This window comes from Sphingomonas agri (assembly GCF_038148795.1).
Lineage (GTDB): Bacteria > Pseudomonadota > Alphaproteobacteria > Sphingomonadales > Sphingomonadaceae > Sphingomicrobium > Sphingomicrobium agri.
Genome location: NZ_JBAPEU010000002.1, coordinates 575,937 through 594,684, shown reverse-complemented (window position 1 = coordinate 594,684; position 18,748 = coordinate 575,937). Strand labels below are relative to the sequence as shown.

General features: G+C 63.0%; 19 protein-coding genes. 12 read left to right on the top strand and 7 right to left on the bottom strand.

Annotated features, from left to right (window positions below):
• Nucleotides 1-15 precede the first annotated feature (15 nt).
• Nucleotides 16-2,034, bottom strand: coding sequence for a phenylacetic acid degradation bifunctional protein PaaZ (paaZ, locus tag V8192_RS09700; protein WP_341632872.1), 2,019 nt, complete (start codon nucleotides 2,032-2,034; stop codon nucleotides 16-18).
• A 195-nt stretch (nucleotides 2,035-2,229) separates the two neighbouring features.
• Here paaZ and V8192_RS09695 point away from each other — a divergent pair, with 195 nt between their 5' ends.
• A complete protein-coding gene (locus V8192_RS09695) occupies nucleotides 2,230-3,189 on the top strand; it encodes a threonine ammonia-lyase (protein ID WP_341632871.1) in 960 nt (319 codons plus the stop codon).
• Nucleotides 3,190-3,315: 126 nt separating this feature from the next.
• The gene (locus V8192_RS09690) at nucleotides 3,316-3,813 is read left to right on the top strand and encodes a hypothetical protein (RefSeq protein ID WP_341632870.1); all 498 of its coding nucleotides are present in this window, start codon (nucleotides 3,316-3,318) and stop codon (nucleotides 3,811-3,813) included.
• Here the strand turns inward: V8192_RS09690 and V8192_RS09685 are convergent.
• Nucleotides 3,810-4,562 carry an SDR family NAD(P)-dependent oxidoreductase gene (locus V8192_RS09685; protein ID WP_373276353.1) on the bottom strand — a complete coding sequence of 251 codons (753 nt, stop codon included), beginning with the start codon at nucleotides 4,560-4,562 and terminating at the stop codon, nucleotides 3,810-3,812. The two genes, V8192_RS09690 and V8192_RS09685, sit on opposite strands and share 4 nt — an antisense overlap.
• 45 nt (nucleotides 4,563-4,607) lie before the next feature.
• On the opposite strand from V8192_RS09685, the gene V8192_RS09680 reads away from it, so the two are divergent.
• Both V8192_RS09680 and V8192_RS09675 read left to right on the top strand, forming a co-directional pair.
• Entirely contained in the window at nucleotides 4,608-5,843 is a 1,236-nt protein-coding gene (locus V8192_RS09680) for an acyl-CoA dehydrogenase family protein (RefSeq protein WP_341632868.1), read from the top strand.
• Nucleotides 5,840-6,865 (top strand): phosphotransferase family protein, encoded by a 1,026-nt coding sequence (locus V8192_RS09675; protein WP_341632867.1) that lies wholly within the window; start codon nucleotides 5,840-5,842, stop codon nucleotides 6,863-6,865. Before V8192_RS09680 ends, V8192_RS09675 begins: the two co-directional genes overlap by 4 nt.
• Here the strand turns inward: V8192_RS09675 and V8192_RS09670 are convergent.
• On the bottom strand, nucleotides 6,862-7,017 hold the full coding sequence (locus V8192_RS09670) for a DUF3309 family protein (protein ID WP_341632866.1): 156 nt from the start codon (nucleotides 7,015-7,017) through the stop codon (nucleotides 6,862-6,864). The two genes, V8192_RS09675 and V8192_RS09670, sit on opposite strands and share 4 nt — an antisense overlap.
• 66 nt (nucleotides 7,018-7,083) lie before the next feature.
• Nucleotides 7,084-7,863 (bottom strand): 2-(1,2-epoxy-1,2-dihydrophenyl)acetyl-CoA isomerase PaaG, encoded by a 780-nt coding sequence (paaG, locus tag V8192_RS09665; protein WP_341632865.1) that lies wholly within the window; start codon nucleotides 7,861-7,863, stop codon nucleotides 7,084-7,086.
• A gap of 26 nt (nucleotides 7,864-7,889) precedes the next feature.
• Here paaG and paaI point away from each other — a divergent pair, with 26 nt between their 5' ends.
• The 8 genes from paaI to V8192_RS09625 are packed head-to-tail and all read left to right on the top strand — an operon-like array spanning nucleotide 7,890 to nucleotide 15,969.
• The gene (gene paaI, locus V8192_RS09660; RefSeq protein ID WP_341632864.1) at nucleotides 7,890-8,315 is read left to right on the top strand and encodes a hydroxyphenylacetyl-CoA thioesterase PaaI; all 426 of its coding nucleotides are present in this window, start codon (nucleotides 7,890-7,892) and stop codon (nucleotides 8,313-8,315) included.
• 31 nt (nucleotides 8,316-8,346) lie between these two features.
• Complete coding sequence (gene paaA, locus V8192_RS09655; RefSeq protein WP_341632863.1) at nucleotides 8,347-9,327, top strand: 1,2-phenylacetyl-CoA epoxidase subunit PaaA; 981 nt, start codon at nucleotides 8,347-8,349, stop codon at nucleotides 9,325-9,327.
• Nucleotides 9,324-9,608: a 1,2-phenylacetyl-CoA epoxidase subunit PaaB gene (gene paaB / locus V8192_RS09650; protein ID WP_341632862.1), complete on the top strand. Its 285-nt coding sequence runs from the start codon at nucleotides 9,324-9,326 to the stop codon at nucleotides 9,606-9,608. The genes paaA and paaB overlap by 4 nt, the downstream gene beginning before the upstream one ends.
• The gene (gene paaC / locus V8192_RS09645) at nucleotides 9,608-10,417 is read left to right on the top strand and encodes a 1,2-phenylacetyl-CoA epoxidase subunit PaaC (RefSeq protein WP_341632861.1); all 810 of its coding nucleotides are present in this window, start codon (nucleotides 9,608-9,610) and stop codon (nucleotides 10,415-10,417) included. Before paaB ends, paaC begins: the two co-directional genes overlap by 1 nt.
• Nucleotides 10,417-11,490 (top strand): 2Fe-2S iron-sulfur cluster-binding protein, encoded by a 1,074-nt coding sequence (locus V8192_RS09640; protein ID WP_341632860.1) that lies wholly within the window; start codon nucleotides 10,417-10,419, stop codon nucleotides 11,488-11,490. The genes paaC and V8192_RS09640 overlap by 1 nt, the downstream gene beginning before the upstream one ends.
• A gap of 19 nt (nucleotides 11,491-11,509) precedes the next feature.
• Nucleotides 11,510-12,703, top strand: a complete 1,194-nt coding sequence (locus V8192_RS09635; RefSeq protein WP_341632859.1) for an amino acid aminotransferase — start codon at nucleotides 11,510-11,512, stop codon at nucleotides 12,701-12,703.
• A 7-nt stretch (nucleotides 12,704-12,710) separates the two neighbouring features.
• A complete protein-coding gene (locus V8192_RS09630; protein ID WP_341632858.1) occupies nucleotides 12,711-14,768 on the top strand; it encodes an alpha-ketoacid dehydrogenase subunit alpha/beta in 2,058 nt (685 codons plus the stop codon).
• 1 nt (nucleotide 14,769) lies between these two features.
• Nucleotides 14,770-15,969, top strand: coding sequence for a dihydrolipoamide acetyltransferase family protein (locus V8192_RS09625; protein ID WP_341632857.1), 1,200 nt, complete (start codon nucleotides 14,770-14,772; stop codon nucleotides 15,967-15,969).
• A 58-nt stretch (nucleotides 15,970-16,027) separates the two neighbouring features.
• Here V8192_RS09625 and V8192_RS09620 read toward each other — a convergent pair whose 3' ends face one another.
• The 3 genes from V8192_RS09620 to V8192_RS09610 form a co-directional block, all read right to left on the bottom strand.
• Nucleotides 16,028-16,753 carry a metallophosphoesterase family protein gene (locus tag V8192_RS09620; RefSeq protein WP_341632856.1) on the bottom strand — a complete coding sequence of 242 codons (726 nt, stop codon included), beginning with the start codon at nucleotides 16,751-16,753 and terminating at the stop codon, nucleotides 16,028-16,030.
• The gene (locus V8192_RS09615; protein WP_341632855.1) at nucleotides 16,743-17,525 is read right to left on the bottom strand and encodes a nucleotidyltransferase; all 783 of its coding nucleotides are present in this window, start codon (nucleotides 17,523-17,525) and stop codon (nucleotides 16,743-16,745) included. Before V8192_RS09615 ends, V8192_RS09620 begins: the two co-directional genes overlap by 11 nt.
• A gap of 136 nt (nucleotides 17,526-17,661) precedes the next feature.
• Nucleotides 17,662-18,666 (bottom strand): beta-propeller fold lactonase family protein, encoded by a 1,005-nt coding sequence (locus V8192_RS09610; RefSeq protein ID WP_341632854.1) that lies wholly within the window; start codon nucleotides 18,664-18,666, stop codon nucleotides 17,662-17,664.
• Between the last annotated feature and the right edge of the window lie 82 nt (nucleotides 18,667-18,748).

Sequence of the window (18,748 nt, the reverse complement as noted above, 5' to 3'; positions counted from 1 at the left end):
GGCAGGGGTTGCTCTCTACGGCTCGTTTTCGGTCAGGAGGTCGTAGCTCGCGACGAGCTCGTCCTTCTGGTTGTAAACCTCGACGGCCCAGCGGACCTGCCCAGTTTCCTCCGACTTGATCGACTTGGATCGGACGGTGAGTTCCACGCGGATCGAATCGCCTGGATAGACAGGGGTCAGGAAGCGCAGATTCTCAAGGCCGGTATTGGCAAGCACGGGACCAGGGTCGGGATCGACGAACAATCCGGCGGCGAAGCTCAGAAGCAGATAGCCGTGCGCGACACGTCCCTCGAAGATCGGAGAAGCCTTTGCCGCTTCTTCGTCCATGTGGGCGTAGAACTTGTCTCCGGTGAATTCCGCGAAATGCTCGATATCTTGAAGGCTGACGGTTCGGCTGGCCGTCTTCCAGGTGTCGCCGATGTGCAGTTCGCTCATCTTCAGGCGGAACGGGTGCGTTTCGATGATACGCTTTGGGGCGCCCGGGACATATTGCTCGGTGATGGCGCTGATCATCGCTGGAGAGGACTGGATCGCCGTGCGCTGCATGTAATGCTTGACGCCCCGCACCCCGCCCATCTCCTCGCTTCCGCCAGCACGCCCCGGGCCTCCGTGAACAAGCACGGGAAGCGGAGAGCCGTGGCCGGTCGATTCGGCCGCGTTCGTCCGGTCGATCACCAGCATGCGTCCGTGATATGCGGCTGCACCGGCTACGAAATCATGGGCTGCCTGCGGCGAGTGCGTGAACAGGGAGAGGACGAGGCTTCCCTTGCCCCTGTTCGCGAGCGCAACAGCGTCTTCCATGTCGCTGTAGGGCATGATCGTGGAAACAGGTCCGAACGGCTCGCAGTCGTGGACTGCCGACGTTCCCCAGGGATCGTCGGTTCGCAGGAGAACGGGAGGAAGGAAGGCCCCGCCGCGCACCGGAGGCTCGGCGTCGGGGTCACCTGCGACGATCCTTGCACCAGCGCTTTGCAGTTCTGCAATGCGCGCCCGGACGTCGTCGCGCTGGCTGATGCTGACGAGTGCTCCCATGCGCGTGTCCTCGGCGCGCGGATCCCCGACCTTGGTCCTTGAAAGACGCTCGGCCAGGGCGCGCTCGACCGCGTCGAGATATTGCGCCGGCGCCATGGCGCGCCGGATGGCAGTGCATTTCTGCCCTGCCTTTACGGTCATCTCGGTCGCGACTTCCTTGATGAACAGATCGAATTCCGGTGTCCCGGGAGCAGCGTCAGGACCAAGGAGCGAAGCGTTGAGGCTGTCCTGTTCGGCAATGAAGCGCACCGATTCCCGAATGACGGCGGGATGGGTACGAAGCTTGAGGGCGGTGTGAGCCGAGCCCGTGAAGCTGACAATGTCCTGGCCCGTCAAATGGTCGAAGAGGTCGCCGACGCCGCCCACGATAAGCTGGATCGCTCCTGCAGGTAGGACGTTGGCCTCGATCATGATCCGGAACGCAGCTTCCGCAAGATAGGCGGTCGCCGAGGCCGGCTTCACGATTGCCGGAACCCCGGCGAGGAGAGTGGGTGCAAGCTTCTCCAGCATTCCCCAGACGGGAAAGTTGAAGGCGTTGATGTGCACAGCGGCGCCCTGCAGCGGCGTATAGATGTGCTGGCCCACAAACGACCCGTTCTTTGAAAGTCCCTCCAGCGGCCCGTCGAGGAGTACGTGAGCGTCCGGCAACTCGCGCCGGCCCTTCGAGGAGAAGGAAAAGAGCGTTCCGGCGCCCCCCTCGATATCGATCCATCCATCCTTGCGGGTGGCACCGGTCAGATAGTTGAGTTCATAGAGCTCTTCCTTGCGGGCCATGAGGGCAAGGCCGAGCGCCTTGATCATTCGCGCGCGCTCATGAAAGGTCATCTTACGGAGCGCTGCGCCGCCGATTTCCCGGGCGTGGCTCAGCATTGCGCCGAAATCGAGTCCGCCCGACCCGGTCGTCGCAACGGCAGTACCGTCAATCGCGCTTGGAATTTCGACGAGGCCGTCGCCTGCGATCCAGCGGTCGCGATCGTAGTTCAGGAGCTGTTGGGTCTTCATGTCATCATTCTTCCGTCAGGGGCGGCCGGTCGGCAGCCATGTTCGGCGGGTCCGCTAAACGGCTGCCAATAGAGTCTCACCCGAGGCAACACCACCGCCATCGAGGAGGAGCCGGCGGCGTCCACAAAATGCGGCATTGGAAGGCGTGCCGCCGCTCCTTAAGAGAGGGTGCAGGCCCAGCGTACGAGGAACGCGATGATTGCACCGGTACGTCCAATCTCGATCGAAGACATTGAAAGTGCGCGCGAGCGCATCAGGGGTATCGTTGCAAGGACCCCGCTCGTAAAGCTGGAGCTCGGGCCGGGAGCGCCCGACATCCGGCTGAAACTCGAGAACCTCCAGCCGACGAACGCGTACAAGATCCGCGGCGGGTCCAATGCCGTCGCGAGCCTCTCGGACGAGGAACGGGCAAAGGGTGTCTGGACGATCAGCGCAGGCAATGCCGGGCAGGGTGTCGCTTATGCAGCAAGGGCCTTTGGCATTCCCTGTACGGTGGTTGCGATCGAGACGGCTCCCCAGACCAAGCTCGACCGGATGCGCGCACTCGGCGCAACCATCGTGCCGGTATCCTACGACCGCGCCTGGGTTGCCGCCGAGACTCACGAGTTCGAGGGGCTCGAGGGCACATTTGTCCATCCCTTCGACAATCACGAATTCATTTCAGGTCACGCGACGATGGGATTGGAAATTGTCGAGGACTGTCCCGAGGTCGGAACGGTGATCTGCGCGATCGGCGGAGGAGGGCTCATTACCGGCGTCGGGAGCGCAATCAAGGCTTGCAAGCCGGCGACAAAAGTCATTGGCGCCGAGCCCGAAACAGCCTCGCCCTACGCCTTGTCGCTGCGCGAGGGCGGTCCGCAGAAGTTTCTCGATTGGAAGGCTTCGTTCGTTGACGGAGCCGGCGGCAAGAGCGTCACCGAGCGGATGTGGCAGCGCATGCGGCCGGTCACGGACGGAACCATCACCGTGACGCTGGAACAGACCCGCGATGCAATGCGCATCATTGCTGAAAAATCACGGACGATTGCGGAAGGGGCAGGAGCCCTTGCGCTAGCCGCTGCGCTAAGCGACCCGTCGCTTGGCGGCCCGATCGTCTGCGTCGTCTCAGGCGGAAACATCGATCTCGACAAGTTCGCAGAGCTCGTCGCGAGCTAGGCGTTCGAGCCCGGCCAGCTGACCGCCGGATTAAACTTCTTTGCTAACGGTCTATCCGACAGCTGGCGTTCAGAATCGCGCGATAGGTTTTGGGTTGCTGGATCAACCACCACCGGAGAACTCGCCATGCGAAAAGCTCTTAGCATCGCTGCGGCCGGTCTTAGCGCCGTCACCCTTGCCGGCGCTGCATTCGCCGCGGCCCGGAACACCCACATGTTAAGCGTGCCGCTCCCGGACGGCTCGGTTGCGCAGGTCGAATATGTCGGAAGCGTCCCTCCAAGGGTAACGGTCTCACCGGCCGTTCCGGCCTTCACGCCATTCGGCATGCTTGATCGCAGCGCGTTCGACATCGAGCGCCAGATGGACGCGATGATGCAGCAGATCTCGTCGATGGCACGAGTGCCCGCGGTCGGAGGAACCGGCCTCGACGTTGCAGCTTACGGCAATGCACCGGCCGGTTCGAGCAGCGTCACCATCGTAACGACCAGCAGCGGCGGCAAGACGTGCACGCGAAGAACGGAGGTCAATTCACAGGGACCGGGCAAACCGCCCAAGGTCGCCTCCAGTCTCACTGGAGACTGTGCCGGAGGTGCAGCTCCAGCGCCGCAGCGCAACCCGACCTAGAGCATCCTCAGATCGAATCGGCTGGTCGTCGGATGGCTGCTCGAGAGACCTCCATCGACGACCAGGGCAGCACCATTGACGTAGCTCGACTCGTTCGAGGCAAGGAACAGTGCTGCCCTTGCGATCTCCTCGGGTTCGCCCCCGCGCCTCAGGGGATTGAGTTCGCCGATCCGGTTCGCCTTGCCGGCCTGCCGGGCCATGTCGTACATCGGCTTGGTCATGCCGGTCTCGATAAGGCCCGGACAGATGGCATTGACGCGCACGCCGGACCCTGAAAGCTGCTGTGCCGCAGTCTGCACGAGATTGATGACGCCCGCCTTTGATGCCGAGTAGGCAGCGCCGCCCGCACCCGAGCGAAGCCCGGCGACGCTCGCTGTGCAGATGACCGATCCGCCGCCGCGAGCGGCGATGATCGGAGCCGCATATTTGATCGCGAGAAACGGGCCGATGAGATTGACGCGCAGGATCTCGGCCCAGTCGTCCGCACTTTGCTCTCTTATCGTTGCCCAGCCGCCCGAGACGCCGGCGTTTGCGAAGAAGATGTCGAGGCCGCCGTGCTTGCTCGTCACGTCGTTCACGAGCCGAACGACATCGGGCTCGCTTCCTGCATCGACGACGACATCGCTGCCCTCACTGACGTCGGCACCAACCACGATCGCGCCTTCGCTCCGGAACAGCTGAACGGCAGCCCTCCCGATGCCCGAGGCCGCACCCGTGACGACAGCGACCTTTCCCGCAAGCGACTGCATCACCGGCTCATAGCCAACTAACATTGTTGCTGGTAGGCCAAACCCATGGATTTCAGCCTTAGCGCGGACGAGACCCAGTGGCAGGACCAGGTCCGCGATTTCATGGCCGAATATGTTCGGCCGCGCGTTCCGGACTACGAAGCGCAGCAGCGCGAAGGGGATCGCTGGAAGGTTCTCCCGGTCATCGAGGAGCTGAAGGCGAAGGCAAGAGCCGAGGGTCTCTGGAACCTCTTCATGCCCCCGTCCCACGGTGCGGCGAGCCTCGACGACACCTTCCAATTCGAAGGCCCGGCGCTCACCAATCTCCAATATGCCTTTTGCGCCGAGGAGATGGGCCGCATTCTCTGGTCGTCGGAGGTGTTCAACTGCTCGGCACCCGACACCGGCAACATGGAGGTCCTCAACCGCTACGGCACTCGCGAGCAGAAGGAGGAGTGGCTGCGACCGCTCATGGACGGAGAGATCCGTTCGGCATTCCTGATGACCGAGCCCGAGGTCGCCTCGTCCGACGCGACCAATATCAGGTGCAGCATCGAGATGCGCGGCAACGAATATGTGATCAATGGCCGCAAGTGGTGGTCGAGCGGCGCGGGCGACCCGCGGTGCAAGATCGCGATCCTCATGGGAAAGACGGATCCTGCGGCCGAACTTCACGAGCAGCAATCGATGATCCTGGTGCCGCTCGATGCCCCGGGCGTCACGATCAAGCGGCACTTGCCGGTCTTTGGCTATGACGACGCACCGCACGGACACATGGAGATTGAACTCGACGAGGTGCGAGTGCCGCCGTCCAACATGCTGCTCGGCGAGGGCCGGGGATTCGAGATCGCGCAGGGACGGCTTGGCCCGGGGCGGATCCATCACTGCATGCGGACGATCGGGGCCGCCGAAGAAGCACTGGGCGCCATGGTAGAGCGTCTCATGTCCCGCACCGCTTTCGGGAAGTCGATCGCCGAACAGGGCGTATGGGAAGAGCGGGTCGCCAATGCACGGATCGAAATCGAGATGACGAGGCTGTTGTGCCTCAAGGCAGCGGACATGATGGACAGGGCCGGCAACAAGGCGGCCAAGGGCGAGATTGCGATGATCAAGGTTGCAGCGCCGATCATGGCGCTCAAGGTCATTGACGATGCCATCCAGGCATTCGGTGCCGCGGGGGTCTCGGAAGATGCAGGGCTCGCGCGAGCCTATGCCTCGATCCGCACCCTGCGGCTCGCCGACGGTCCCGACGAGGTGCACCGGCGCGCCATTGCCCGCCTCGAGTACAAGAAACATCGGTGAGCGAGAAGCAGGTCGACGAAATTGCGCTCGGCCAATGGCTGGAGGCGAACGTCGAGGGCTTCGCGGGTCCCTTTGTACTGACCAAGTATCCGTCGGGCCAATCTAACCCGACCTATCGGATACGGGCGACTTCGGGCGATTATGTGATGCGCCGCAAGCCCTTCGGGACTCTTCTGCCCTCGGCTCACGCGGTCGATCGCGAGTACCAGCTGCTGTCGGCGCTCTTTCCGTTGGGCTTCCCCGTACCCGAGCCTTTGGCCCTGTGCGACGATCCGGAGCTCATCGGCGCAATCTTCTACGTGATGGCGATGGCGAAGGGGCGACCCTACGCCAACGGCGCTCTTCCCGATTTCGATCGTGAGACCCGACGGAGCATGTACGAGCAGCTCGTCGATACGCTTGCCGAGCTGCATAACGTGGATCCCGAGCGCGCGGGCCTTGGCGCTTTTGGAAAGCCCGGCAATTATTTCGAGCGCCAGGTCGCGCGCTGGACTCGCCAGTACCGCGATTCCCAGACCGACTTCATTGCCGAAATGGAGCGACTGATCGCCTTCCTTCCCGCGACTGTTCCCGAGCAGTCCCGGACCGCGATCGTGCACGGTGACTATCGCATCGACAATGTCATCTACGACGGCGACGGGAGCCTGACTGCGGTTCTGGACTGGGAGCTTGCAACGCTCGGTGATCCCCTGGCCGATTTCTCGTATCTTGCGATGCAGTGGGTCATGCCCGCGGACGGGGGCGCAGGACTTGCCGGCCTCGACCTGCAGCAACTTGGCATACCATCCCTCGAGGAGATCGTGGGCCGTTATTCAGAGCGTGCCGGCGTAGCGGTGGCGGACAAGCTTGACTGGTATTTCGCGTACAACCTGTTCCGCCTCGCCGGCATCGTCCAGGGCATCAAGAAGCGCGTGATAGACGGCACCGCGAGCCACGCGCAGGCGGCCGAAATGGCCAAACGCGTGCCGATGCTCGCGAGTGCCGCCTGGACCTTTGCCAGGAAAGCAGGCGCGGCGGGCTAGATTCTGCCCAGCAGCACCAGGACGACGATGATGATGAGGATGAGGCCCAACAGGCCCGACGGGCCATAGCCCCAGCTCGCGCTGTGACCCCAGCGCGGGAGAGCGCCGATGAGCAGCAGAATGAGCAGAATGATTAGGATCGTGCCAAGCACGGCGTGCCTCCTCTTTTGGTTGTTTGTGCGACGTAACGAACCAAAACCAAGGAGGGTTGCAGCCGTTCAACGCCCTTTGAATTTCGGCTGTCTCTTCTCGAGAAAGGCGGCGACTCCTTCGCGGTAATCCTCGGTGAAGCCGAGGCGCCGCATCGCCCCGGCCTGTCGATCCAGCTCTTCATCGAGGCTGTATTGCCAGCTCGCCCGGATCATCTCCTTGATTGCGGCAAGGCCGAGTGGCGGAAGCGAGGCAAGCCTGGCTGCTACCCCCTCGACTTCCGTGTCGAGCGCATCATCCTCGACCGCCTTCCAGATCAGTCCCCATTCCGCCGCCCTCTCGGCTGCGAGCGGCTCGCCGGTAAGTGCAAGTCCAAGCGCTCGTGCCTGGCCGACCAGGCGCGGAAGCGCCCATGTGCCCCCGCTATCGGGAATGAGGCCTATGGAGGAAAAGCTCTGGATGAACCTGGCCGACTTCGCAGCAATCGCGATATCGCAAGCAAGGGCGATGTTGGCGCCGGCACCAGCGGCGACTCCGTTGACGCGCGCGATCACCGGCTGGGGAAGAGAGGTCAGGGTACGGATCAGGGGATTCCACTGCGCCTCTACCGTTTCACCAAGGTCCACCGCCTCACCCGGCGCAACCGCCCGGTCATTGAGGTCCTGTCCCGCGCAAAAGCCGCGACCTGAGCCAGTCAGGACCACGACACGCGCATCGCCGAGATTCGCGAGCGCGTCGCGCACTTCTTCGTGCATCTGAACCGTGAAGCTGTTGAGCCGGTCAGGCCGATTGAGAGTTATCCGGGCGATCGCTCCGTCCGCCTTGAACTCGATGGTCTCGTAAGCCATGCGCGCCGAGTAGCGAAGGAGAGGCAGTGGACGCAAACGAACTCGCCGGCCGCGTCGCACGGCACATGATCGCCGCGGAAGGAACCGGACCCGCTTGGGGCCTCGCAATCGAGGAAGTAGGCGAAAACTATGCGCGCGTCTCGATGGTGGTGCGCCCCGATATGCTGAACGGCCATGGATTTGCTCACGGCGGAATGATCTTCGCGCTCGCCGACAGTGCATTTGCCTATGTGTGCAATGGCGCCAATCACGCCAGCGTGGCGGCGCAGGCTTCGATCGTCTTTCTCGATAAGGTGAAGGAAGGCGAGACGTTGATCGCCGAAGCCCATGAGGTCGCGCGCGAGGGCCGCGCCGGGGTGACCCGTGTCGCCGTCCGCGCAGGCGACGGTCGCAGCATTGCGGAGTTCACGGGCTATTCGCGCACGCTTGGCGGACCGGTCGTCGATATTTGAACCTTGGGCGCGCAGGGACTAGATCGCTTGCATGTACACGACCGAGCTCCAGAAGACCGCGAAGATCGAGAATCTCGAGGACCCCAAGCTACTCGACGCCTTCGAGGCGCGAGTCGCTGCAGATGACTTCATCGAGCCCAAGGACTGGATGCCGGAGGCGTATCGGCGCACGCTGACGCGGCAGATCAGCCAGCACGCGCATTCAGAGATCGTCGGGATGCTTCCCGAAGGCAATTGGATCACGAGGGCACCCTCGCTTCGGCGCAAGGCGATTCTCCTCGCGAAGGTGCAGGACGAGGCCGGACACGGACTCTATCTCTATTGCGCTGCGGAGACGCTGGGCACGAGCCGTGAGCAGATGATCGAGGCGCTGCACTCCGGAAAAGCCAAATATTCGACGATCTTCAATTATCCGACGCTTACCTGGGCCGACATCGGGGCGATCGGCTGGCTCGTCGATGGCGCTGCAATCATGAACCAGGTCCCGCTGCAACGGACGTCATACGGACCCTATGCAAGAGCGATGGTCCGCATATGCAAGGAAGAAAGCTTCCACCAGCGGCAGGGCTACGAGATCATGATCGCCCTGGCGAATGGCAGCTCCGAACAGAAGCGGATGGCGCAAGATGCCCTCAATCGGTGGTGGTGGCCCAGCCTCATGATGTTCGGACCGCCGGACGCCGACAGTCCCAACACCGCTCAGTCGATGCGGTGGCGGATCAAGCGCGAGACCAATGACGAGCTCCGGCAGAAGTTCGTCGACATCACGGTGCCTCAAGCCGATTTCCTCGGCCTCACCGTTCCCGACCCCGACCTTTCCTGGAACGAGGAGCGGGGCAGCTATGATTTCGGAAAAATCGACTGGGAGGAGTTCTACGCCGTTGTCAGGGGCGAGGGCCCTGTCGCAAAGGAGCGGATGAAGGCCCGGAGGGAGGCGTGGGACGAGGGTGCCTGGGTACGCGAGGCCGCGGCGGCGCATGAGGAGAAGCGGCGCGCGAGGAAGGCGGCGTGAGCAGTGACTGGCCGCTGTGGGAAGTATTCGTCCGCTCGAGGGGCGGCCTTTCGCATCGCCACGTTGGCAGTGTTCATGCTCCTGACGCGGAGCTCGCGCTCGCGCATGCGCGCGACACTTACACACGGCGGATGGAAGGAGTGAGCCTCTGGGTCGTGCCCTCGGCCGAGATCGTCGCGAGCGATCCCGACCATGCAGGCGAGCTTTTCGAGCCGGCTGAAAGCAAGATCTACCGGCATCCCACCTTCTACGAGATCCCGGACGAGGTGAAGCACATCTGATGGCTTCGCTGCCGCCGATCGACGTGCCGAGGGGAGCAATCGGTTCGGGCGTATTCGACGCGCCTGCCGAGCCTGGACGCGACCCTGCTCACCACGATTATCTGCTCCGCCTGGGCGACGATGCGCTGGTTCTCGGGCAGCGCCTGTCCGAATGGTGCGGTCACGGACCGGTGCTCGAAGTCGACATCAGCCTCGCCAATCTCGCGCTCGACCTCGTCGGCCAGGCAAATCTACTGCTCAATGATGCGGGCGATGGAGACCGGCTGGCATTCCATCGCGACGTGCTCGATTTCAGGAACTGCCTCTTGGTCGAGCAACCTAACGGTGACTTCGCGCAGACGATTGCGCGCCATTTCCTGTATGCGACCTGGCAGCATCTCCTGTTTCAGCGCTTGACTCAGTCGAGTGACAAGTTCCTCTCGGATTTCGCGCACAAGGCGGTCAAGGAAGTCGCGTACCATCGTGACCTCGCTGCCGACTGGACAATTCGCCTGGGCGACGGCACCGCGGAAAGCTCGGCCCGGATGGCCGACGGTCTCGACTGGTGCTGGAGGTTCGTGCCCGAGCTGTTCGAGGTGGACGACACGCTCCAGGCAGCGATCGACCAGGGGATCGCCCCCGATCCACGCGAATTTGAAGATGAGTATCGCTCTTCGATCAAAAGCGTGCTGGAGACAGCGCGGCTGGCGGCGCCCGCCGAACAGCGCCCGATCCTCGGCGGCCGTCGGGGACATCATAGCGAGCATCTCGGCCATCTGCTGGCGATCATGCAATTCCTGCCGCGAACCTATCCCGACGCGAGCTGGTAATGAGTGTCCATTTTCACGCGCTAAAGGTCGCGGAGATCGTTCCGGAGACCGCCGAAGCCAATTCCATCCGCTTTGAAATTCCGGCCGAGCTGCGCGACAGCTTCGCCTTTGCCGCAGGCCAGCACCTCACTCTTCGCGCTACCATCAACGGGACGGAAGTTCGCCGCAACTATTCCCTGTGCACCGCGCCGCGCGACGCTGACTGGATGGTCACCGTGAAAAGGATTGGCGGGGGACTCTTCTCGAACTGGGTCGGCGACGCGCTCAGGGCCGGGGATACCCTCGAGGTGATGGTGCCGCACGGCAGTTTCACCACGTCGTTCGATGCTCAGAACAGCCGTCATCTCGTCGGTATTGCGGGAGGGTCGGGGATCACCCCCGTCATCTCGCTGATAAAGACCCTCCTCGCCGAGGAGCCCAAGAGCCGGTTCACATTGCTCTACGGCAACCGCGACAGCAGCTCGGTCATCTTTCTCGAGGCGCTGGCGGGAATGAAGGACAAGTATCTCGGCCGCTTCGAGGTCTATCATTTCCTCGATGCGGAGGAACAGGACATCGAGCTCTTCAACGGAATGCTCGACCGCAAGCGCCTCGAGGAAGTCATCCCGGCGCTGATTCCCGATATGGCAGAGGTGGAGGGCTGGTTCATCTGCGGACCCGGCCCGATGATGGACGCTGCGGAAGGGGCCTTGCTCGACCGTAACATCCCCAAGGACCGGATCCACATCGAGCGCTTCACCGCGGACAGGCCACCCGAAGCCGTATCGCGCGAGATTGCGCAACTTCAGACCAAGGCTGAAGGGGTGAGCGTTGCAGTGACCCTCGACGGCCGCACGCGCCGCGTGCCCTTCACGAAGGGCAACATCCTCGACAGTGCTCGCGCGGCGGGCCTTCCTGCACCCTTTGCATGCAAGGCCGGCGTTTGTGCGACATGCCGTGCGAAAGTGACTAAGGGGGAGGTCGAGATGGCTGCCCGCTACGGACTCACGGACGAGGAAGTCGCGGAAGGCTATGTGCTGACCTGCCAGTCGGTACCGCTCGCTGATGGCGTCGCTGTGGATTACGATGCGTGACTGGGCTAATCGGCCTTCCATGCTAACCCGCACCGACACCCGCGGCCTCTCCGATCTGCCGGAGGTGCAGAGTGACTCCCTCATCGCGCTCATCGGCATGGTCAATGCCGACCCGCGGCCCGACAAGATCGATGTCGGCGTCGGCGTCTTCCGCGACGGTGCAGGGAACACTCCCATCCTCAAGGTAATGAAGGAAGCCGAGCAGCGGCTTCTCGATACGCAGTCGACCAAGGCCTATCTCGGCAGTTCTGGCGACAAGCGGTTTACCGAGTTGCTCCGACCCGTCCTTCTTGGCCAGCATGCCGGCGACGAACGCATCGTCGGTCTTCAGACTCCCGGTGGCTGCGGGGCCCTTCGGCTAGGGTTCGAGCTTCTCGCGGCAGCCAATCCGAACGCGCGCGTCTTTCTTGGCACGCCGACCTGGCCAAATCATCCGCCGATCGTCACGGCGGTTGGCCTCAAGGCCGTTGAATATGCCTATTACGAGCGCGGCCAGGCGATCATCCGCTTCGAGGACATGATCGCGGCGCTTCAGTCGGGCGAGCCGGGCGACGTCGCCCTCCTTCACGGCTGCTGCCACAATCCGACCGGCGCCGACCTCAGCGAAGAGCAATGGCGTGAAGTCGTTCGAGTGGTAAGCGAGCGCGGGCTGACGCCCCTGATTGACATTGCCTACCAGGGCTTCGGACGCGGTCTCGACGAGGATGCCTTCGGCGTTCGGCTGATGCTCGATGCCTGCGACGAAGTAGTCATTGCACAGAGCTGCGACAAGAACTTCAGCGTCTATCGTGATCGCGTCGGGTCCGTGTGGGTCAAGACCAGGTCGGCAGACGCGACGAGGACGGCAATGGCGCACCTCCACCAGATCGCCCGGGAAATGTGGTCGATGCCTCCCGACCATGGCGCGGCCGCGATCCACATCATCCTCGATGACCCGGAGCTTCGCGCGCGCTGGCTCGTCGAACTCCAGGGGATGCGGGACCGTATCAACTCGGTGCGGCAGCGGATCGCAGCCGCTGATCCGCGAATCTCTTTCATCGGTCGCCAGTTCGGCATGTTCTCGATGCTCCCGCTCAGCAAGGAACAGGTGCTGAAGCTTCGGAAGGACGATGGAATCTACATGGCCGACAGCGGCCGCTTCAACGTGGTCGGCATGGGCGACAGCAAGATCGATCGATTTATCACCGCCGTGGTCGGCGCACTGGACGCGTAGAACGACCATGGCTGATCGCGACCCGGGCCGAGTGTCGGCCGACGTGGACTGGCGCGAGGTCGCGCGCCTGGTGCTCACCAGCCGGGAGATGGACCGGCTCGAGGAGCAGGAACTGGTTCCCGCCAAGAAGGTGCTCTACCAGTTCAGCGCGCGTGGTCATGATATGGCCCAGGTGTTGCTCGGCCTTCAGCTCAAGGACGGTGACGGCGCTTTCGGATATTATCGGTCTAGGCCGCTGCTGCTCGCGCTCGGTGTTCCACTCGCCGACGCGCTTGGCTCGGGGATGGGCCTTGCCGGCGGCTATTCTGACGGGCGCGATATCGGGGTCGTTTTCAACTATCCCAATCCGGGCGGCGCGCATGCGCTTCCGATGTGCGGGGGCGTCGGAGCACAATATACGCCCGCGGCCGGCTGGGCACAGGCGATCAAATACAAGCAGCACGTGTTGAAGGAGGGTCCTCTCGATGCGATCTCCCTGGTGCTCGGAGGAGACGCGAGCTGCGCGACGGGCGGATTTTGGTCTGCGTTAACCATTGCGACGACACAAAGATTGCCATTGCTCATCTATGTCGAGGACAATGGGTACGGGATCTCGGTTCCCTCTCATTATCAGACTCCTGGCGAAGATATTGCGGCCAATCTCGCGACCTTTTCCGGGCTGGCCATCTTCAACGGTGATGGCACCGAACCGGCCGAGGCGGCCAAGCTGATCGAGGATGCTGTTGGCCATGTCCGGGAGCAGCAGGCTCCGGCACTTCTGCGGCTCAGAGTGCCGCGGCTCGAGGGCCACAGCTACCAGGATACGCAGACCTATAAAACCAAGGAACAAGTCGTGGCAGAGTGGCAGCGCGACCCGCTGCCCAAGCTCAAGGCACATTGTGCGAAACGTCAGGTCGGCGAGGATGCCTGGGCTGACCTCGAGCGCGAGGTCGCCTGGCAAGTCCAGGCGGGGCTCGCAGAGGCGGAGGCGAGGGGGGTATCCTCTCCCGAGACCGTCACGAGCAATGTCTTTTTCGAAGGCGAACTGCAGCAGGTCGGAGGTCTTTGGAGCAGTGGCTACAGGCAGCCTGCCTCGACCGATCAGCCGCAGGGCGAGGGTCAGCGCATCAACATGGTCACTGCCATCCGCCGGGTGCTCGACCAGGAACTTGAAGCGAACCCGCGCCTCCTTGCATTTGGCGAGGACGTCGGGCCCAAGGGCGGCGTTCATGCAGTAACACTTGGACTCCAGGACAAGTTTGGCTCCGAGCGCGTGTTTGATACCTCGCTCAACGAGGAGGGTATTGTCGGGCGGGCGGTCGGAATGGCGCTTGCAGGGCTCATGCCCGTCCCCGAAATCCAGTTCCGGAAGTATGCCGAGCCCGCGACCGAGCAGATTCACGACGCCGGCACCATGCGCTGGCGGACCCATAACCGCTTCGCGGCGCCGATGGTGCTGCGCGTGCCCGGCGGGTTCTTCAAGTGCGGCGATCCCTGGCACTCGATGACCAACGAGGTCGAGTTCGTGCACAATCCTGGATGGAAGGTCGCAGTCCCTTCCAATGCCGAGGACGCGGCCGGCTTGCTGCGCGGAAGTCTGCGCGGGAACGACCCCGTGCTCTTCTTCGAGCATCGCGCCATGCTCGACGACAGCTGGGCGCGGCGCCCGTGGCCCGGAGACGACTATGTGCTACCGTTCGGACGGGCCAGGAAAACGCGCGAAGGCGACTCGATCACAATCGTGACCTGGGGTGCGATGGTGCCGCGCTGCGAAGAGGCCGCCGAAGGCTTCAGTGCCGACGTCATCGACCTTCGCACTCTGCAACCCTGGGACAAGGACATGGTGCTTGAAAGCGTCCGCCGGACGCGTCGGTGCCTCATCGTCCACGAGGACCTGCGGACGGGCGGGTTCGGCGCGGAGATTGCTGCTGTCGTCGCGGACGAAGCCTTTCTCGACCTCGATGCCCCGGTTGCGCGGGTGACCATGCCCGACATCCCCAGTCCGCATCATCCCAAACTGATGGAGTGGGCGCTGCCGTCTCCGGCCCGAATTCGGCCCGAGATTGAACGCCTCGTGGGTTTTTGACTTGATCGAGGTCCGCGTCCCTGACGAACAGGAAGGTACCAAGGCGGTCGTCCGTGCCTGGCTCAAGCAGATTGGCGATGCGGTCGCCAAAAACGATCCGCTGGTCGAACTTGAAACGGACAAGGTCACGCAGGAAGTTCCCGCGCCCGCGGCCGGAGTTCTTGCCGAAATTCTGCTCGATACGGACGCAGAAGCGGTGCCCGGGGCCCTCTTGGCGAGGATCGAACAGGGTATTGCTGTCGAGCCTGCCGCCGCAGAGGCGCTCTCCGGGCCTGCCCAGGCCAGGAAGCAAGGATCGCCGGAAAAGACAGATCATGTTCGCGGGCCAGGGGAGAACGAAACAAGGCTGAGCCCGTCGGTCCGCCGCGCCTGCCTCCAGCACGGGGTCGATCCGACAAGGATCCAGGGCACCGGCCGCAACGGGCGTGTCACCCGCGAGGATATTGATCGCGTCGTTGCATCGGCAACGATCGTCAGCATCGGCGAGCCTTCCACCGCCCAGCCGCGTCAGTTCAATCCGCAGGATATTCCGCACGATCGCATGCGGCTCACCATCGCGGAAAACATGGTTCGTGCAGTTGCCGACCAGCCGCACGTGACCGCCGTGTTCGAGGCGGACTTCTCAAGCGTCGCGGCGCACAAGGCCGCGATGGCCGCGAAGGGCGTGAAGCTCAGTTACACCGCCTACATCGTCAAGGCAGCGGCCGATGCGATGGCGGCGGCGCCGGCGATCAATGGACGCTGGGAAAAGGACCGCATTAGCGTGTCGCCGACCATCGATGTGGGCGTCGGCACGGCCCTGGGTGAAAAGGGGCTGGTCGTCCCGGTAGTAAAGGACGCGGGCAGGCTCGAGCTCGAGCAGATCGGTGCAAGGCTCGATGACCTGACGAAGCGCGCGCGCGAGGGCAGGCTGGAGAGGTCCGATGTTTCCGGCGGAAGCTTCACCATCTCCAATCACGGCGTTTCCGGATCGCTACTTGCTGCTCCCATCATCCTTCACCAGGGACAGGCGGCGATCCTCGGTGTCGGCAAGCTCGAGAAGCGGCTGGTGGTCCGCGAAGTTGGCGGCCAGGACGCGATCCTCATCAGACCAATGGCCTACGTAACGCTCACCATCGACCACCGGGTCGTCGACGGGCACCAGACCAATGCGTGGCTGACGCGCTTTGTCGATATCCTCGAAAGCTGGCCGCAGCAGTAGCAGCGCGACGACTGTCTTTTGCGTGAGGCAGAACCCGCAAACGGAAAATCGCCGAAGCTCAGATCTCAAGCATTGCATAGGGGCGGCCAAATTTTGGCCGGACCACGAACTGCGCGACGTTGTACACCGGTTTTCCAAGCGGCGTGCGCCCCTCGTAAGTACCGTGGTGCGCGTGGCCGTGCACGACTGCTTTCACATGGTCGAACCGGTCGATTGGTTCGGCGAGGCGCTGTGCTCCCAGGTACTGGAAGATTTCGGCCGGCTCGCCCTCCAGCGTGCCGGTGATCGGCGAATAATGGAGAACGGCGACGCTGCGCTCGGTGCGCAGCGTGCGCAGGGCGTTTTCTAGCTTGCGGGCCTCTTTCATGGCTTCATCCACGAATGCCTTGACGATGGGCTCGCCGAACGGTGCGAGTTCGCCTCGTCCGAAGCCGCCGAGAAATCCCTTGACGCCGGCAAAGCCGACCCCGTCGATTTCGTGCGCCTGCTCATCGAGCACCACCATCCCTGCGCCGTGAAGGATCTCGCAGACCCTCTCGGGACATCCGCATTCGTAATCATGGTTCCCGAGCACGCCGAGCACCGGGATCGTGCAGGACTTGATGTCCTCGGCGAGGATTTCGGCCTCCCTCTCCTTGCCGAAATTGGTGAGATCGCCGCACAGGAGCAGAACGTCCGCATGGCTGGAAATTTCGGTGAACAGCTCACGGTAGGGAGCTTCATCGTTCTCCTGCACGTGAAGATCGCCAATTGCCGCCACCCGCATCGGACGGTTATTCGCCATATTGCTCTTCGAGATTACCGACCGCGTCCGAGAAGCCCCAGCGGTCCACGTCGATCGAATAGTCTCGCGGAGAGAATATGCGTCCGCGGCAGACTTTCTTGCCCGGTCCGGTGATGTCGGCCTGGTCCTGCAGCCGTTCGAGCAGCTCGTTCATCAACCATCTTGGAACGCAATGCCGCTCACTGGGATAGATGAAACGGAAGTTGAGGAGGGCCATCAGCAGCACTTCCCAGTAGAGCTCCATGTGGCTGAGCAATTGCTTCCAGTCGATCGCTTCATGGCACTTGAGGATCATGTGCGCGACGTCGGCCATGTCGTAGCGGTGGTGATCCTGGACAAAGATCTTCGACCAGATGAACTGGGTCGGCGGAACGAGTTTCACCCTGGCTCCAAACAGCTCGGTTTCGGGCGCGCCCACGAACCAGAGGTCAGTGACGTGCGTCGTGACCGTGGGCATGTTGGTGATCACGTCCACGAAAAGTTCGCCCCGTGTCACGCGGTAGAGCCAGCGCTCATCGACGATCTCCACGTCGAAGCCCTGTCCCTTGAAATAATGCAGCATCTTGAGGGCATCGCCGGCCTTGGCGAAGACGTCGACGTCCTTAGTCGGGCGATCGATACCGGTATAGCTTGCGAGCGCGTAAGTGCCCGACACGAGGAACGGAATTCCCGATTGGGCCATGTGCTTGAGGACTTCCGAGTAGAAGGCCTCCGCGGCTGGCGCCGGCTTGATCAGCGCAGGCTTGCGCTCGAGCGAATGAACATTGTCCACGCGTCACAAACGGGGAGGCCGGTAGCGAGGTTCCACTTAGGTGGCGCCCAAGGGGGCCTTCCCTCCAGCCCGAAAGGCCGGCCTGATTGATGGTCAGATATTCCAGCGCCGCACTGATCCAAGATCGAAGTCTCGTTCAGTGCGTCGCCGCCACGGGCGCCACGACAAGGATGCGGAAGGTGCCCGGAACGGCCTTCGGCCGCTCGTTGCCGACCGCAGGCTGAAGATCGGTTGCCGGCAGGTAGGCACGGCCCGTCGAGGGGTCGAGGGCGATCGTGCGCGCGCTTTTCGCCGTTTGCACGGTTTCGACCAGACGTGCCACTGGAGCAAGCTCGATCACCGACAGGCTACCGTCCGCTCCCGAGGGTATGAGTGCGACATGGCGGCGTTCGTCGAAGGCTGCGCCGTCGGGACGCTTCCCGATGGGAATGGAGGCGACGGGCTTGCCGGCCGCGGAGAGAATGACGGCAACGCCGTTCGCGCAGGCCGAGACGGTCTCGCGCGTGGCGGGATCATAAACGATACCGGTCGGACCATCGCAACCCGGGAGCGGCTCGTGCCTCAGCACCTTCCTTGCCCGGGTATCGATCACTGCGACCTCGTTGCGGTCCTCGACGTTGACATAGAGATGGCCGCGGCCGTCCGATGCTCCAAGTTCCAGTGAACCCCCGACCGCAACCTGGCCAAGGACCTTGGCTGACCGCGGATCGATCACGGTGATCCCTCCATCGCCCGGCGTCATGATCCACACGTCATGCGTCGCGGGGTCATAAGTGGCAGCGTCCGGCTTCTTTCCCGTCGGAAGGGTCGAGCGCACCTCACCGGTGCGACCATCGATGATCGTCGCCGTGTTGGAATTTCCGTTCGTGACGAGGACGTTGCTCGTGCCGGGAATTGCGAGGGCGGCATGACCGCCGTCCGCGGCAGCGAGCTTGTCGGTGACCTTGCCGCTTGCAAGGTCGACGGCCGTCACCGCGTCGCGGCGCGCCACGTAAAGGCGCTTGGCCATCGGATCGACGCTGAGCAGATCCCAGCCGCCGTCCGCCGCCTTGATCTGGTCCGCGGCGTGATAGGCAGGATTTGCGGCAACTGCGGCTGACGAAGAAACCAGGGCAAGCGCCGTAATGAAAAGCGAACGCACGAATGATATCCTTCCAACATCTGCTCGGACTGACCCTAGCCGCAAGTCAGTCGTCCGAGACCATGAAATTTTGGCCACATTC

Bases quoted from the DNA above. Each gene is read 5' to 3' on its own strand.
- V8192_RS09690 (WP_341632870.1), top strand. From the start codon at position 3,316: ATGCGAAAAGCTCTTAGCATCGCTGCGGCCGGTCTTAGCGCCGTCACC.
- paaZ (WP_341632872.1), bottom strand. From the start codon at position 2,034: ATGAAGACCCAACAGCTCCTGAACTACGATCGCGACCGCTGGATCGCA.
- paaC (WP_341632861.1), top strand. From the start codon at position 9,608: ATGGCTTCGCTGCCGCCGATCGACGTGCCGAGGGGAGCAATCGGTTCG.
- V8192_RS09695 (WP_341632871.1), top strand. From the start codon at position 2,230: ATGATTGCACCGGTACGTCCAATCTCGATCGAAGACATTGAAAGTGCG.
- paaG (WP_341632865.1), bottom strand. From the start codon at position 7,863: ATGGCTTACGAGACCATCGAGTTCAAGGCGGACGGAGCGATCGCCCGG.
- paaA (WP_341632863.1), top strand. From the start codon at position 8,347: ATGTACACGACCGAGCTCCAGAAGACCGCGAAGATCGAGAATCTCGAG.
- V8192_RS09685 (WP_373276353.1), bottom strand. From the start codon at position 4,562: ATGCAGTCGCTTGCGGGAAAGGTCGCTGTCGTCACGGGTGCGGCCTCG.
- V8192_RS09630 (WP_341632858.1), top strand. From the start codon at position 12,711: ATGGCTGATCGCGACCCGGGCCGAGTGTCGGCCGACGTGGACTGGCGC.
- V8192_RS09635 (WP_341632859.1), top strand. From the start codon at position 11,510: ATGCTAACCCGCACCGACACCCGCGGCCTCTCCGATCTGCCGGAGGTG.
- V8192_RS09640 (WP_341632860.1), top strand. From the start codon at position 10,417: ATGAGTGTCCATTTTCACGCGCTAAAGGTCGCGGAGATCGTTCCGGAG.
- V8192_RS09620 (WP_341632856.1), bottom strand. From the start codon at position 16,753: ATGGCGAATAACCGTCCGATGCGGGTGGCGGCAATTGGCGATCTTCAC.
- V8192_RS09680 (WP_341632868.1), top strand. From the start codon at position 4,608: ATGGATTTCAGCCTTAGCGCGGACGAGACCCAGTGGCAGGACCAGGTC.